Annotated in this window: 14 protein-coding genes; 4 read left to right on the top strand and 10 right to left on the bottom strand. The window is 74.8% G+C overall.

Annotated features, from left to right (window positions below):
• Positions 1-480 precede the first annotated feature (480 nt).
• Positions 481-1,710: an ROK family transcriptional regulator gene (locus tag ACFWH7_RS11320; protein ID WP_378216609.1), complete on the bottom strand. Its 1,230-nt coding sequence runs from the start codon at positions 1,708-1,710 to the stop codon at positions 481-483.
• A 102-nt stretch (positions 1,711-1,812) separates the two neighbouring features.
• On the opposite strand from ACFWH7_RS11320, the gene xylA reads away from it, so the two are divergent.
• A complete protein-coding gene (gene xylA, locus ACFWH7_RS11315; RefSeq protein WP_378216608.1) occupies positions 1,813-3,003 on the top strand; it encodes a xylose isomerase in 1,191 nt (396 codons plus the stop codon).
• 1 nt (position 3,004) lies between these two features.
• Positions 3,005-4,597, top strand: a complete 1,593-nt coding sequence (locus tag ACFWH7_RS11310) for a xylulokinase (RefSeq protein ID WP_378216607.1) — start codon at positions 3,005-3,007, stop codon at positions 4,595-4,597.
• A gap of 105 nt (positions 4,598-4,702) precedes the next feature.
• Here the strand turns inward: ACFWH7_RS11310 and ACFWH7_RS11305 are convergent, their stop codons facing one another.
• The gene (locus tag ACFWH7_RS11305) at positions 4,703-5,164 is read right to left on the bottom strand and encodes a tRNA (cytidine(34)-2'-O)-methyltransferase (protein WP_378216611.1); all 462 of its coding nucleotides are present in this window, start codon (positions 5,162-5,164) and stop codon (positions 4,703-4,705) included.
• A gap of 148 nt (positions 5,165-5,312) precedes the next feature.
• On the opposite strand from ACFWH7_RS11305, the gene ACFWH7_RS11300 reads away from it, so the two are divergent.
• A complete protein-coding gene (locus ACFWH7_RS11300; protein WP_378216606.1) occupies positions 5,313-5,708 on the top strand; it encodes a YybH family protein in 396 nt (131 codons plus the stop codon).
• A 4-nt stretch (positions 5,709-5,712) separates the two neighbouring features.
• On the opposite strand, the gene ACFWH7_RS11295 is transcribed toward ACFWH7_RS11300, so the two are convergent.
• The 3 genes from ACFWH7_RS11295 to ACFWH7_RS11285 are packed head-to-tail and all read right to left on the bottom strand — an operon-like array spanning position 5,713 to position 8,440.
• Positions 5,713-7,020, bottom strand: a complete 1,308-nt coding sequence (locus ACFWH7_RS11295; RefSeq protein ID WP_378216610.1) for an RNA polymerase sigma factor — start codon at positions 7,018-7,020, stop codon at positions 5,713-5,715.
• Between the two features lie 35 nt (positions 7,021-7,055).
• Positions 7,056-7,475, bottom strand: coding sequence for a YciI family protein (locus ACFWH7_RS11290; RefSeq protein WP_378216605.1), 420 nt, complete (start codon positions 7,473-7,475; stop codon positions 7,056-7,058).
• Between the two features lie 47 nt (positions 7,476-7,522).
• A complete protein-coding gene (locus tag ACFWH7_RS11285; RefSeq protein ID WP_378216604.1) occupies positions 7,523-8,440 on the bottom strand; it encodes a LysR family transcriptional regulator in 918 nt (305 codons plus the stop codon).
• An 82-nt stretch (positions 8,441-8,522) separates the two neighbouring features.
• Between ACFWH7_RS11285 and ACFWH7_RS11280 the strand changes: the two genes are divergently transcribed.
• A complete protein-coding gene (locus tag ACFWH7_RS11280; RefSeq protein ID WP_378216603.1) occupies positions 8,523-9,548 on the top strand; it encodes a DMT family transporter in 1,026 nt (341 codons plus the stop codon).
• 62 nt (positions 9,549-9,610) lie between these two features.
• On the opposite strand, the gene ACFWH7_RS11275 is transcribed toward ACFWH7_RS11280, so the two are convergent.
• From ACFWH7_RS11275 to ACFWH7_RS11255, 5 genes are read right to left on the bottom strand one after another with little or no spacing between them, the layout of a single operon-like run.
• Positions 9,611-10,672: a hydroxyacid dehydrogenase gene (locus tag ACFWH7_RS11275; protein WP_378216602.1), complete on the bottom strand. Its 1,062-nt coding sequence runs from the start codon at positions 10,670-10,672 to the stop codon at positions 9,611-9,613.
• Positions 10,669-11,856 (bottom strand): dihydrodipicolinate synthase family protein, encoded by a 1,188-nt coding sequence (locus ACFWH7_RS11270; protein WP_378216601.1) that lies wholly within the window; start codon positions 11,854-11,856, stop codon positions 10,669-10,671. The genes ACFWH7_RS11275 and ACFWH7_RS11270 overlap by 4 nt, the downstream gene beginning before the upstream one ends.
• The gene (locus tag ACFWH7_RS11265; protein ID WP_378216600.1) at positions 11,856-12,914 is read right to left on the bottom strand and encodes an NAD-dependent epimerase/dehydratase family protein; all 1,059 of its coding nucleotides are present in this window, start codon (positions 12,912-12,914) and stop codon (positions 11,856-11,858) included. The genes ACFWH7_RS11270 and ACFWH7_RS11265 overlap by 1 nt, the downstream gene beginning before the upstream one ends.
• 8 nt (positions 12,915-12,922) lie before the next feature.
• The gene (locus tag ACFWH7_RS11260; RefSeq protein ID WP_378216599.1) at positions 12,923-13,843 is read right to left on the bottom strand and encodes a carbohydrate ABC transporter permease; all 921 of its coding nucleotides are present in this window, start codon (positions 13,841-13,843) and stop codon (positions 12,923-12,925) included.
• On the bottom strand, positions 13,840-14,790 hold the full coding sequence (locus tag ACFWH7_RS11255; protein ID WP_378216598.1) for a carbohydrate ABC transporter permease: 951 nt from the start codon (positions 14,788-14,790) through the stop codon (positions 13,840-13,842). Before ACFWH7_RS11255 ends, ACFWH7_RS11260 begins: the two co-directional genes overlap by 4 nt.
• Positions 14,791-14,902: the final 112 nt, after the last annotated feature.

Genomic DNA, 14,902 nt, shown 5'->3' with positions numbered 1-14,902 from the left:
TCGCGGCTTCCGCCAGGCCCGCCACGACGCGGCACCACCACCCACCCCGACCGGCTTCGACTCGCCCTGGTCTGCGCTCGCCCGGAAGGCAGCCCGCGGTGTCGGGTTCGTCCGCGTCGGCCGTCCGTGTCGTGCCGCGGGTCGCGCGTAGTTCGCGGTCCCGCCGCGCGGGTCCCGCCGCCGCGCCGGGCAGGTGGTCGGGTCGCGTCGTGGTCGTCTGGCGTGTTCGGGTCGCCTGCTCGACCGGCGACCCGACACTCGCGGCCGCCAGGCCGCCGTCGGACACGACCAGCGTCCTACCTCGACCGACCAGCGTTCTATCTCGACCGACCAGCGTTCTATCTGGACCGACCAGCGTTCTATCTCGACCGACCAGCGTTCTATCTCGACCGACCAGCGTTCTACCTCGATTGACCAAGGTTCTACCTCGACCGACCAGGGTTCTCTCTCGGTCGACCCGGGTTCTCCTGCGGCAGGCGGTCAGTCCTCGGCGACCCAGGCGCTCGGGTCCTCGACGACGGCGCGCAGGACCTCGCGCGCGCCGCCGGTGAGAGCGGCGTGGTCGCCGACCGGGGCGGGGAGCAGCACGACGTCCGTCCACGGGGCGGCGAGGACGCGCGTGCGCAGCTCGGCCTCGGCCGGGCCGCGCAGGTACGGCAGGAGCGCGGGGTAGATGCCGCCGAGCAGGACGGTGTCGATGTCGACGAGGTTCACGTAGTCGGCGAGCGCGCTGCCGAGCGCGGTCCCGGCCTGCTCGACGACGGCGAGCGCGGCGGGCTCCGCGGCGTCCAGCGCGGCGACGAGCGTCTCGGTGGGGGCGTCGACGGGCAGGCCCGCCCCGCGCAGGAGCGCGTCCTTGCCGGCGTACTGCTCGAGGCAGCCGGTCGCGCCGCAGCGGCAGCGCGGGCCGCGCGGGTCCACGACGACGTGCCCGACCTCGCCGGTCCAACCGTGGCGGCCGTGGAAGAGCCGGCGGTCGACGACGATCGCGGAGCCGATGCCGACGTCGCCGGACACGTAGAGGTAGGTCGACGGCGCAGGGTCCGCGGCGTCGTCGGGCACGACGCCACGGCTCGCCTGGGCGAGCGCGGCGAGCTTGGCCTCGTTGCCGATCTCGACGGCGACGTCGGGGCCGAGCCCGAGGAGTCGGACGGGGTCGAGGTGGGACCAGCCGAGGTTGGGCGCGACCTCGAGCCGCCCGGCGCGCGTGTCGACGAGACCCGGCAGCGCGAGCCGCGCGCCGGCGACGGTCATACCGTCGGCGCGGACGGTCGCGAGGAGGTCCTGCGCGATGCGCCCGAGCCGGGCGAGCACCTCGGCGGGGTCGCTGTCGTGCAGGTCGTCCGGGTCGACGCGCTCGGCGACGACGGCGCCGGTGAGGTCGAGCACGCGGCCGCCGAGGTAGTCGACGTTCACCTCGAGGCCGAGCCCGACGAGGGAGCGCGGCGCGGGCGCGAGGGGGACGGCGGGCCGTCCGGCGCGCTGCGGGGTCGCAGGCGGGAGCTCGGCGACGATGCCCGCGGCGACGAGCCGGTCGACGAGGGTCGATACGGTCGCCCGCGTGAGGCCGCTCGCCGCGGCGATGTCGGCGCGTGAGCAGGGCTGGGCGGACTCGAAGACCGCGCGGGCGACGAGGGCGAGGTTGTGCTCGCGCAGCGTGGCCTGCCGGGCTGCTGGGGGACCCGTGCGGGTCGCGACGCTGCGGTTCACGGTCTTGACCTTACCGACTCGGGCGGATAAGTTCATCCGTAAGACAAAAATAGGCCGTCGACGCGACGATCGCGTCGCGGCCCTCTCGACGAGGAGACCACCGTGGCCGACGAGACCACCCGACACGACGCAGACATCAACTTCTCCTTCGGTCTGTGGACCGTGGGCTGGACCGCGCAGGACCAGTTCGGCAGCGCGAGCCGTCCGGCGCTCGACCCGGCCGAGTCCGTGCGCCGTCTGGCCGACCTCGGCGCGTGGGGCTTCACGTTCCACGACGACGACGTCGTGCCGTTCGGCGCCGACGACGCCGAGCGCACCAAGCGCCTCGACTCCGTGCGCCAGGCGGCGCAGGACACGGGCCTCGTCATCGAGATGGTGACGACGAACCTGTTCAGCCACCCCGTGTTCAAGGACGGCGGCCTCACGTCGAACGACCGCGGCGTGCGCCGCTACGCGCTGCGCAAGGTGCTGCGCAACGTCGACCTCACGGCCGAGCTGGGCGCCAAGACGTTCGTCATGTGGGGTGGCCGCGAGGGCACCGAGTACGACGGCGCCAAGGACCTGCACTCCGCGCACGAGCGCTACGCCGAGGGCCTCGACCTCACCGCGGCGTACATCAAGGAGAAGGGCTACGACCTCAAGATCGCGCTCGAGCCCAAGCCGAACGAGCCCCGCGGCGACATCTTCCTGCCGACCATCGGCCACGCGCTCGGCCTCATCGCCAAGCTCGACAACGGCGACATCGTGGGCCTCAACCCGGAGACGGGCCACGAGCAGATGGCGGGCCTCAACTACACGCACGGCCTCGCGCAGGCGCTGTGGGCGGGCAAGCTCTTCCACATCGACCTCAACGGCCAGCGCTCGATCAAGTTCGACCAGGACCTCGTGTTCGGCCACGGCGACCTGCTCTCGGCGTTCTTCACGGTCGACCTGCTCGAGAACGGCTTCCCGAACGGCGGCCCCACGTACACGGGCCCGCGCCACTTCGACTACAAGCCGTCGCGCACCGAGAACGAGGTCGGCGTGTGGGACTCCGCGCGCGCCAACATGGAGACCTACCGCCTGCTCGCGCGCAAGGCCGCGGCGTACCGCGCCGACAGCCGCGTCCAGGAGGCGTTCGCGCACTCCGGCGTGTTCGAGCTGGGCCAGCCGACGCTCGCCGAGGGCGAGTCCGTGGCCGACCTGCTCGCGGACCGCGGCGCGTACGAGGAGTTCGACGTCGACGCCGCGGCGAACCGCGACTTCGGCTTCGTGCGCCTCAACCAGCTCGCGCTCGAGCACCTGATCGGCTGAGGTGTCGACCGACGCCAGGACGTCCGACGCCGGCGGCGAGCGCCCCCTCGTCGCCGGCGTCGACACGTCCACGCAGTCCTGCAAGGTCGTCGTGCGCGACGCCGCGACGGGCGCCCTCGTGCGCACCGGGTCGGCCAAGCACCCCGACGGGACGGAGGTCCACCCCGACGCATGGTGGGACGCGTTCCGCGAGGCCGCGTCCGCGGCGGGCGGGCTCGACGACGTCGCGGCGCTCGCCGTCGGCGGCCAGCAGCACGGCCTCGTCGCGCTCGACGCGGACGGGAACGTCGTGCGCGACGCGCTCCTGTGGAACGACACGCGCTCGGCCCCGGCCGCGCGCGAGCTGATCCGTGAGCTCGGCGAGGCCCGCCTCGCCGAGGGCGTCCCCGACGCGCACGACCGGGTCGAGTCCGCGACCGAGGCGGGCGCGCAGGCCTGGGCCGACGCGATCGGCTCCGTGCCGGTCGCGTCGCTCACCGTGACCAAGCTGCGCTGGCTGCGCGACGCCGAGCCGGAGAACGCGGCGCGCGTCGCCGCCGTCGCGCTGCCGCACGACTGGCTCACGTGGCGCATCGCGGGGTACGGCCCGGCGGGCGACGAGTCCGCGCCGCTCGGCCCGGACCTCGACGCGCTCGCCACCGATGCGTCCGACGCGTCGGGCACGGGCTACTACGACGCGACGCGCGGCGACGGGCCCGACGGACGGGGCGCCTACCGCCTCGACCTGCTCGAGCTCGCGTTCGGTCGCACCGACGTCGTGCTGCCGCGCGTCGTCGCGCCGGCCGCGACGGCGGGCGTCGCGCACGCCTCGGTCGCCGGCTCGGCGGTCGAGGGCGGCACGCTGCTCGGCCCCGGCGCGGGCGACAACGCGGGCGCGGCCCTCGGCCTCGGCATGGTCGCGGGCGACGTCGCGGTGTCGATCGGGACGTCGGGCGTCGTGTCCGCCGTGACCGACGACCGCACCGCCGACGGCTCAGGCCTCGTCAACGGGTTCTCCGACGCGACGGGCCGGTACCTGCTGCTCGCCGTGACGCTCAACGCGAGCAGGGTGCTCGACGCGGCGCGCGCCGTGCTCGGCGTCGACCACGCGGGGCTGTCGCGGCTCGCGCTCCAGGCGCCTCCCGGCGCGGACGGGCTCGTGCTCGTGCCGTACCTGGAGGGCGAGCGCATGCCCAACCGGCCCGAGGCGTCGGGCACGCTGCACGGGATCCGGCTCGGCACGTCGACGCCGGAGCACCTCGCGCGCGCGTACGTCGAGGGCATGCTGTGCGGTCTCGCGGACGGCCTCGACGCGCTGCGCGCGCTCGGCGTGCGGGTCGAGCGGGTGCAGCTCATCGGGGGCGGTGCGCAGTCCGAGGCGGTCCGGCGCATCGCGCCGCAGGTCCTCGGCCTGCCCGTGACGGTCCCCGAGCCGGGCGAGTACGTGGCCGACGGCGCCGCGCGCCAGGCGGCCTGGGTCCTCGCCGCGCACGCGGCGGGCTCCGGTGCGGACGTCGCGCCGCCGACCTGGGCCGCGTCGTCGGCCACGGTCGTGGAGGCCGACCCGGTCCCGGCGATCCGCGAGCAGTACGCGGCGGTCCGCGACCTCGTCTGACCCCGGACCCACCCCGCCCCCGCTGAGTGCATGAAATAGTCGCGTCCGAGGCCCCCGGACGCGACCATTTCATGCACTCAGCGGGGCCGGGTGTCTCGGCGCGGGTCACGCGCCGCCGGTGAAGCCCGTCTGTCGCCACGCCTCGTAGACGGCGATCGAGGCCGCGTTGGTGAGGTTGAGCGAGCGGCGCCCGGGCAGCATGGGGATCTTGAGCTGGTCGGTGATCCGCTCGTGGGCGAGCACGTCGTCGGGCAGGCCCGTCGGCTCGGGGCCGAACAGCAGGACGTCGTCCGGCCGGTAGGCCACGTCGGTGAACGACGTCGTCGCGCGCGTCGTGAACGCGAGCACCCGGCCCGGCAGGGTCGCGAGCGCGGCGTCCAGGTCCGCGTGCACCTCGACGCTCGCGAGGTCGTGGTAGTCGAGGCCCGCGCGGCGCAGCTTGGGCTCGTCCAGGTCGAAGCCGAGCGGCTCGACGAGGTGCAGGCGCGCCCCGGTCACCGCGGCGAGGCGGATCGCGTTGCCCGTGTTGCCGGGGATGCGCGGCTCGTAGAACACCACGTGGGGCAGGGTCGACGGCGGTCGGGCAGCCGGGTCGGCGACGTGCGGTCGCCAGTCGGTGCCGGGGTCGGGGGTCTCGCTCACGCCACCGATTCTCGCAGCGTCGGGGGAGGGGTAGCGTCGATGGCGCCGTCGACGACCGACCGAGGAGGCTCCCGTGCCCGAGACCGTCCACCGCGACGCCGTGATGGCCTGGGTCGACGCGTACGAGGAGGCGTGGCGCGCGAGCGACACGGCCGCCGTCGAGCGGCTGTTCACCCCGGACGCGACGTACCTGCGCTCGCCGTACGACGACGAGCCGTTGCACGGCCACGACGCGATCCGCGGCTTCTGGACCGCGGACCAGGGCGCGACCTTCACCGTGACCGTGGAGCCCGTCGCGGTCGAGGGCGCGGACGCCGTCGTGCGCCTCGAGGTCCGCTACCTCGCGCCCGAAGCGCAGGAGTACCGAGACCTGTGGGTGCTCCGGTTCGCCCCCGACGGGCGCGTCGAGCACTTCGAGGAGTGGCCGTACTGGCCCGGCCGGTCGTACACGGCGTCCGACGGGTCGTAGCGTGTCAGGCGCCGAGCGCGGCCGCCTTGTGGCGCAGCAGGTCCTGCTCGCGCGTGCTGGGGCACAGCCGCACCGCGAGCTCGTACTCCGCGCGCGCCTCCTCGACGCGGCCGAGGCGCCCGAGCAGCTCGGCGCGCACGCTCGGCAAGAGGTGGAACCCGGGCAGGCGGTCGGTCGCGACGAGCTCGTCGACGATCCGGAGCGCCTCCTGCGGACCCTGCGCCATCGCGACGGCCACCGCCCGGTTGAGCTCCACGACGGGTGACGGCGCGACACGTCCGAGCGCCTCGTAGAGGAGGACGACGCGATCCCAGTCCGTCTCCTCGACCGACGCGGCGACCGCGTGGCACTCGGCGATCGCCGCCTGGAGACCGTACGCGCCGCGGCCGTGGCCGGGCACCCCGACCGCGTCGGCGCGGGCGAGGGCGGCGCGTCCGCGCCGGATCGCGGACCTGTCCCAGCGCCGTCGGTCCTGGTCGGCGAGCAGCACGGGGTCGCCGTCGGGCGTGGTCCGGGCGGGGAACCGGGCGGCGGTGAGCTCGAGGAGCGCGACGAGCGAGTGGGCCTCGTGCTCGTCGGGGACCAGTCCCGCGAGGACGCGCGCGAGCCGGAGCGCCTCGTGCGCGAGGTCGGGGCGCAGCCAGTCCGCGCCGGTCGTGGCCGTGGACCCCTCCGTGAAGATCACGTACAGCACGTGGAGCACGGAGCCCAGACGCTCGCGCCGCTCGTCGGCCGGGGGCACGCCGAACGGCACGCCGGCCGCGGCGAGCGTCTTCTTGGCGCGCGTGATGCGGGCCTGGACCGTCGCGGTGGGGACGAGGAACGCGCGCGCGACCTCGTCGCTCGAGAGGCCGCCGACCACGCGCAGCGTGAGAGCGACGCGCGCCTCGGGCGAGAGCACCGGGTGGCACGCGACGAACATGAGGGCGAGCACGTCGTCGTCGACCTGGTCGGGGTCCCACGGCAGGTCAGCGCCCGCACCGTCCGTGGGGTCCGACGGCGGCCCGCCGGTCACGACGGCGCCCTCGCCCAGGCCGTGGGCGAGGGCCGTGTAGCGCTCGTCGAGGGCCGCGCGACGGCGGAAGGCGTCGATCGCGCGACGCCTGCCGACCGTGAGGAGCCACCCCGAGGGGTTGCGCGGCACGCCGTCGCGGGGCCACGCGACGAGCGCCTCGGCGAGCGCCTCCTGCGCGACGTCCTCGGCGAGCGCGAAGTCGCCGGCGTAGCGGGCGAGCGCCCCGACGATCCGTGCGGACTCGATGCGCCACACGGCCTCGACGGCGCGCCGGCCCGGGTCGGTCTGCCGACTCAGGCCGACACCCGGGCCGGCGCCCGCGTCGGGCGCGCTCACAGCTGGCCGGTCGCCTCGCGCCACGCTCGCTCCTTGCGGATCCACTCGTTGTCCTGCGGGAACTCGTCGATCGTCGTGACGCGGCGGACCTCGACCTTGGCCCCGGGCCCGGAGTACGGGAGCCGCTTGGCCCACTCGACCGCCTCCTCCTTCGACGCGACGTCGAGGACGTAGTAGCCGCCGAACAGCTCCTTGGTCTCCCCGTACGGGCCGTCGGTCACGACGGGCACGTCGGACGAGAGGTCGACGACCACGCCCTCCCCGGCGTCGTCCAGGCCCTCGGCCGCGAGCAGGACGCCCGCCCGGATCAGCTCGTCGTTGAACCGGCCGATGGTCTCGAGCATCTCGTCGAACGAGACGTCCTCGAACGCCGCCTGGCTCTCGTCGCTGCCACGCATGATGAGCATGTACTTCATCGTCGTCTCCTGGTGTCTGCGGGCCGGACCTCCCGACCCTCTCATCCTCAGGTCGAACGGGAACCCACGAGATCGACACGCGCCCGCGCGACCTCGTGGAGCGTGTCGAGGACGGCACGGGCCGGGGGCGTGCCGACGACGGCGTCGCGCAGCACCGCGTGGATCGAGCGCACCGGGGCGGGCCGGACCACGGGGACCGCCACGAGACCGGGGGGCAGGTGTGCGGCACCGAGCGCGGGCAGGACCGTGACGCCGACCCCGGCGCCCACGAACGCGATGGCGGTCGGGTAGTCGTGCGCCTCGACGTGGAACGGCGGGCTGAACCCCGCGGCGGTGCACGCCTCGACGAGGTTGCGGCGGCACCAGCCGCGCGCGAAGTCGTTGTCGACCCAGCGCTCGTCGCGCAGCGCGGCGAGCTCGACCTCGTCCCGGTGCGCCAGGTGGTGGTCGTCGCGCAGCACGACGACGTAGGGGTCGTCGAGAAGGTGGTGCGACCGGAAGCCGCCGCCCGGGTCGAACCCGCGCGGCGCGACGACGAGCTGCACGTCCGCGCGCGCGTCGGGGTCGTCGGGGATGGTCTCGCGCAGCTCCAGGTCGATCCGGACGCCGGGGAAGTCCGCCGTGAGGCGGCGCACGACGTGCGGCAGCCACGCGGCTCCGACCGAGGCGAAGTAGGCGACGGACAGCGTCCCGGTCCGGCCCGCGCGCAGGTCCGCGACGACGGCCTCGGCCTCGCCGAGGCGCGCGAGCACGCCGTCGGCCTGCGCGGCGAGCGCGATCCCCGACGCGGTCGGCCGTATGCCCCGGCCCGCCCGCTCGAGGAGCGTCAGACCGGTCTCGCGCTGGAGCGCGGCGACGTGCTGGCTCACGGCGGACGGCGTGTACCCGAGCGCGGCCGCGGCGGCCTGGACCGACCCGCTCGCGACGACGGAGCGGAAGACGCGCAGGCGGTGGACGTCGAGCATGGTCCCACGCTACAGCCGCACTGAATCGAGCGGTAGGAGAAATCGCTGGTGCTGAACGGTGCGACGGGGCGACGATCGACGCGTGACCGCACCCGAGACTCCGACGACCACACCCGTCGACGCTGCCGGTTCGGCTGCCCCGGCAGCGGGCCTCGCCCCCGGACCGTCCCCGGCGCGCGGGTCGGACCAGCGCGCCGCGCTCCCCGTCGTCCTCGCGGTGGCCGTGACCGTCCTGCTGTGGGCGTCGGCGTTCATCGGGGTCCGGGCCGCGGGCCATGACTACGAGCCCGGCTCTCTCGCGCTCGGCCGCCAGCTCGCGGGCAGCGTCGGCCTCACGGCGATCGTCGCCGTCCGGTGGCTGCGCAGCGGGGCGCGCCCCGTCCTCCCGCGCGGTCGCGTCCTCGTCGCGGTCCTCGCGTGGGGCTTGGGGTGGTTCAGCCTCTACAACCTCGCGCTCAACGCCGCCGAGCAGCACCTCGACGCCGGGACGACGGCGCTGCTCGTCAACGTCGCGCCGGTCCTCGTCGCGGTCCTCGCGGGCCTCCTGCTCGGGGAGGGCTTCCCGCGCCGCCTCCTCGTGGGCATGGCAGCGGCGTTCGCGGGGGTCGCGATCATCGCCGCGGCGACGTCCTCCGGGGAGCGCGACGTCGTCGGGGTCGCGTTCGGGCTCGCGGCCGCGGTCCTCTACGCGGGCGCGGCGACGTCGCAGAAGCGCCTGCTCTCGCGCGTGGACGCGCTGACGATGACGTGGGTCGGGTGCCTCGCGGGCACCGTCGCCCTCCTGCCGTTCGCCCCGGTGCTCGCCGCCGACGCGGGGTCGGCGCCCGCGTCGTCCACGTGGGCCGTGGTGCTCCTCGGGCTCGGCCCGACCGCCGTCGCCTTCACGACGTGGGGATACGCGCTCTCGCGCCTCAGCGCAGGGCGCGCGGCCGCGACCACGTACCTCGTGCCGCCCATCGTCGTGGTGCTGTCCTGGCTGGTGCTCGCCGAGGTCCCGGCCGCCGTCACGCTCGCGGGGGGCGCGCTGTGCCTCGCGGGGGTCGCGATCGCGACGCTCCCGCGGCGACGGGTCGGCCCGCCGGCCCCGGTGCCGGGCGCGCGGGCCTGAGCCGGAGCGACCCGGTCCGGACCGGGTCGGGCCGACGCGCGACGGCCCCGCTCGACGCGGGTTCAGCCCATCCGGTCGAGGTCTGCCTCGCGCACCTCGTGGACCAGCGGCTCCCGGGCGCGGAAGCGGGCGAGTTCGTCGACCACGATCGCGCCCTGAGCGAGCCGGCCCTGCACGGTCGCGGCGGCGTGGTGCGGCGTGAGGAGCACGTTGCGCAGCCGCCGCAGCGGGTGGTCCTCGGGGAGGGGCTCGGCGTCGTAGACGTCGAGGGCGGCGCTGATCCGACCTGTCGCGAGCTCGCGGACGAGCGCGTCCTCGTCCGTGAGCCACGACCGCGCGGTGTTGACGAGCCCTGCGTGGTCGGGCAGGAGCGCGAGCTCGCGCGCGCCCAGCAGGTGGTGGGTCTCGGGCAGCACGGGCGCGTGCAGCATCGTGACGCGGCTGGTGGCGAGGAGCTCGTCGAGCCCGACGAGCGTCGCGCCGAGCGCGGCGGCGTCGGCGGGGGAGAGGGTCGGGTCGGCGACCACGACCTCCGCGCCGAGCGCGCGCAGCATCGCGACCGCCGCGCGCCCGGTGCGGGACGCCCCGACGACGCCGACGCGCGTGCCGGCGATCTCGTACCGCGGGGGCGCGGCCTCCGCGTCGGCCCACGGGACGCCGTCGTGCAGCGCGTTGTGGAAGGCGGGGACCTGGTGCAGCAGCGCGAGCGCGAAGGTCACGGAGACCTCCGCGACCGGGCGCGCCATCGCCTGGCCCGCCTGCGTCACGCGGACCCCGCGCGCCCACAGCGCGGGGGTGACGAACGGCTTCACGGAGGCGCCCGTGTGCGCGACGAGGCGCAGCCCGGGGAGCCGGTGCAGGAGGTCCGCGTCCAGGGGCGGCGTGCCCCACGAGATGACGAGCGCGTCGACGCGCTCGCGCGCCGTGGGGCTCAGGCGGTCGAGAGCGGTGCCGAGCGCCCGCGGGTCGTCGACGACGTCGAACGGTCCCGCGCCGGCCAGGCGCTCCCACACGTCCGGAGCGAACAGCTCGGCGCGCAGCCACGGCGCGACCGCGACGACCGCACGGGCCTCGGTCCCCGGACCAGGCCCCGCTACGGTCTCCACGCCGGGCGCGCCGGTCATCGCAGCCAGTCCTCGAGGTGCTCCGCGACGAGCGCGTCGTCCGCGGCGGCGAGCCACGGGTACGACGCCGTCACGCGCGTCAGCTCGTCGGCCTGCCCGGGGGAGAGGGTCTCGTCCGGGTCGAGGCACCAGGTGCCGGCGAGCAGGCCCTGGCGCCGCAGCACCTCGTGCACGCCCGCGATGACGCCCGCGAAGTCGTGCGCCGCGTCGAAGACGGCCGCGTTCGCGTCGGTGAGCCCGGCCGCGCGCGCGGTGAGGGTCGCGAGGGCGGCGGCGTCGGGCACGGTGGCCCCGCCGTCGGGGCCGATGCCGTGCGCCGCGTGCGCGAGGGCCAGCGTCTCGACCGCGCCGCGGGTCCACACGGCCCACTGCCCGAGCAGGCCGCCCACGAACCGGGCGGTGAACGTCGTGGCGCGGCCCTCGGCGTCGGTCAGCGGGACGTCGAGGCGCTGGGTGAGGTCCGCGACGATCGCGTCGTCGTTGCCCGTGTACAGCGCGATCTCGTCCCCGCGACCCGACGCGGCGACGCCGCGCAGCACGTCGATCGTGCGGTACCGGTGGAAGGGAGCGGCCTTGATCGCGACGACCGCCTCGATCGACGCGTACTCGCGCCAGAAGCCCTCGGACAGGCGCGGTCCGCCGATCGCCTCCTGGAGGTAGAACCCGATGACGGGCAGCACCTCGCCGACGGCGCGCGCCCGGTCGAGCAGCACGCGCTCGACCTCCTCGCGCGAGCCGGTGAGGCCCGGCACGCGCGGGGCCAGCAGGACGGCGTCGTACCCGAGGTCCGCCGCGAGCTCGGCCTCCGCGACGGCCTGCCGTACGTCGCCGGCCGCGCCCGCGACCTGGACGAGCGGGCGGGGTCCGGCGTGCAGCGAGCCCGCGGGCGCGTCGCCTGCGATCGTCGCGCGCGACACGTCGGCCGCGAGCTCGAGCACGGGCCGCAGGAGCCCGTGCTCGCGGATCTCGAACTGCGTCGTGTGGACGCCGACGGCCACGCCGCCCGCGCCCGCCGCGTGGTAGTACCGCGTGAGCGCGCGCTGGCGGCGCTCGTCGAGGCGACGGTCGGCGTCGAGCGCGAGGGGCTGGGCCGGGATGACGGTCCCCGCGCGCAGGAGCGCGGCGACGTCGTCGGCGAGGCGCGGGGTCGCCCGCGCCGCGGCGGGGGTGGCCGGGGTCGCCATCAGAACGCCCCGTCGCGCACGGCGAACTTCGTCGGCTTGCCGCTCGTCGGCAGCCCGGCCGCGAGCCACTGCGCCTGCCAGTCCACGAGCGTGCGCAGCGGCACCTGCGGGTACCCGAACAGCTCGTGGCAGCGCGTCGCGTCGTTGAGCAGCGCCGTCGGTGCCGGCTCGCCCGTGAACGAGACCTCGCGGTCGAGGCCGCGCGCGAGCAGCGTCGCGAGCCGCTCGACGGACGCCGTCTCCGGGCCCGTGAGGTTGATCGCCGTCGCGGGCGACGACGCGAGCCCGAGCGAGCGCAGCGCGACCTCGTTCGCGTACCCCTGCCACACGACGTTGACGTGCCCGGTCGTGAGGTCCACGGGCTCGCCCGCGAGGATCGGCGACGCGACGTCGAACAGGACGCCGTAGCGCAGGTCGACGGCGTAGTTGAGGCGGATCGTCACGACCTTCGTGCCGCGCGAGAGCGCGGCGTGCTGGAGCACGCGCTCGCGGCCGAGGCAGCTCATCGCGTACTCGCCGACCGGCCCGACGGGGTGCTCCTCCGAGCACCCGCCGGACTCGACGGGCACGAGCGGGTAGACGTTGCCGGTCGAGAACGCGGCGATGGTCGAGTCGGCGTAGCGGCGCGCGACGTCGTGCACGAGCGCCGCGTTCGCGGCCCACGCGAGCGACGGCGCGGACGACGTGCCGAACTTGGCGCCGACCATGTAGACGACGTCGGCGCCGTCGGGGAGGGACGCGAGGTCGGCGTCGGGCGCGAGCAGGTCGGCCGCGACGACGTTCACCCCGGCGTCGCGCAGACGGTCCGCCTGCGCGGCGTCGGACCACCGCGAGACGGCGTGCACGGCGTCGCCCGTGCGCCCGGCCGCGTCGAGCGCCCGGCGGGCGAGGACGGTCAGGCTCGGGCCCATCTTGCCGCCCGCGCCGAGGATGACGAGGTCGCCCGAGCGGGCGGCGAGGTCCTCCACGAGGGCGGGCGACGGCGTCGTGAGCAGCTCCTCGAGCTCCGCGACGGACGTCGGGGCCTTCAGGGCGGTGGTGCTGGTCTGCGTGGTCATGTGGTGAGTCATCCCTTGATGCCGGACGAGGTGACGCCCTCGACGAAGAAGCGCTGGGCCACGAGGTACGAGGCGAAGATCGGAACGAACGAGATGGTGGCGCCCGCGAGCACCATGTTGAGCGGCACGTCCTGCTGCTGGAGCGAGGCGATGCCGACGGTCAGCGTCCAGTGGTCGGTGCCCTGGCCGATGATGAGCGGCCACAGGAAGTCGTTCCAGTGCCACAGGAAGACGAACGTGCCGAGCGTCGCGAGGATCGGCTTGCACAGCGGCAGCACGATGCGCAGGAAGATGCGCCACTCCGAGGCGCCGTCGAGCTTCGCGGCCTCGAACAGCTCGTCGGGCAGGTCGAGGATGAACTGCCGCATGAGGAACACGGCCTGCGCGTTCGCGAGCGTCGGCAGGATCAGGCCCCAGTACGTGTCGAGCCCGCCCGCCTGCGCGATGAGGATGAACGTCGGGATGAGGGTCACGTGGTACGGGACCATGACCATCGCGAGGAACGACCAGAACATCGCCTCGCGCCCGGGGAACTTCTTCTTCGCGAACGCATAGCCGGCCATCGACGCGAGCAGCAGCACCGCGACGACGGACACGACCGAGTACACGAGCGTGTTGACGAGCCACGTGCCGATGTTGCCCGCGCCGAGCACGCGGCCGTAGGCCTCGGTCGTGAGGTTCGTCGGCAGGAGCGACGCGGGGAAGTCGATCGCGGCGGCCGGCTTCAGCGACAGCACGACCATCGCGTAGAACGGGAAGATCGTCACGACGGCGGCGAGCGAGAGCACGGCGTAGCGCAGCACCTTGCCGCGCAGCGACAGGTCGCTCGCACCCTTGCGGCCGCGCCGGCGGCGGGCGGCGGTGGGGCGCACCGGCAGCGCGGCCCCCTCGAGCACGCGCTCGGTGGTGGTGGGGTCGGCGGCGGTCACTTGTCCCTCCCGATGGCGTAGCGCTGGATGAGGGCGACGACGAGCGTGACGACGAACAGCGCGACGCCGAGCGCGCTCGCGTAGCCGAGGTCGAAGTACTTGAAGCCCTGGTCGTAGATGTAGAAGACGAGGTTGTAGCTCGCGCGGGCGGGGCCGCCCGCCGTCATCACGTAGACGAGGTCGAAGATCTGGAACGACGCCGTCGTCTCGATGACAGCGAGGAAGAACAGGGTCGGCTTGAGCTGCGGCGCGATGATGAACCAGAACCGCTTCCACGGTCCGGCGCCGTCGATCGCGGCGGCCTCCTCGAGCTCGCGCGGCAGGTCCTGCATGCGGGCGAGGAGGATGAGCATCCCGTACCCGAAGCGCGACCAGATCGCGACCATCGCGAGCGCAGGGAGCACGAGCAGCGTGTCGCCGAGCCACGACTCGGTGGAGAACCCGAGCGCGCCCATGAGCTTGGACCACGGGCCGTTCGTGGAGAACACCCAGGTGAAAACGGTCGCGGCGAGCACGAGACTCGTGACCACGGGCAGGAAGAACACCGACCGGTAGAAGCCGGAGCCGCGGAACGAGCGGCGCACCATGAGCGCCATGAACGTCGAGATCGCGAGCGACACCGGGACGATGAGCAGGCTCAGCACGACCGTGACGCGCAGCGCCGACCAGAAGATCGGGTCGTCGACCATGCGCCGGAAGTTCTCGACGCCCGTCCACTCGGCGCCGACGCCGATGGTGTAGTCGAAGAAGCTCAGCGCGACGCCCGCGATGGCGGGGCCGAACCGGAAGAGCAGGAACAGCAGGAACGCGGGGAGGGCGAACAGCAGGCCGATCCTCGCCTCACGGCGCTCCAGGACGCGGGTGCCGCCGCGCGGGGGCTTCGGCGCCGGGCGCCGGTCGGCCCCGTCGGCGGTGAGCCCGTCCGAGGTGGGGGCGGTCGCGGTCATGGGTTCTCCTCTCGTACCGCGAGGGGTGCCGCGGCGCGGGCGGCCAGGGGGGGGGGCAACCACCCACCCACCACCAGGAACCCCCAAAACGGGAGGACCCCCCCCCCCCCCC

This window comes from Cellulosimicrobium cellulans, assembly GCF_042723955.1.
In the GTDB taxonomy this organism is placed as follows: domain Bacteria; phylum Actinomycetota; class Actinomycetes; order Actinomycetales; family Cellulomonadaceae; genus Cellulosimicrobium; species Cellulosimicrobium cellulans_H.
The sequence above is the reverse complement of the archived record's forward strand: the minus strand, read 5'-3'. Positions and strand labels throughout refer to the sequence as shown.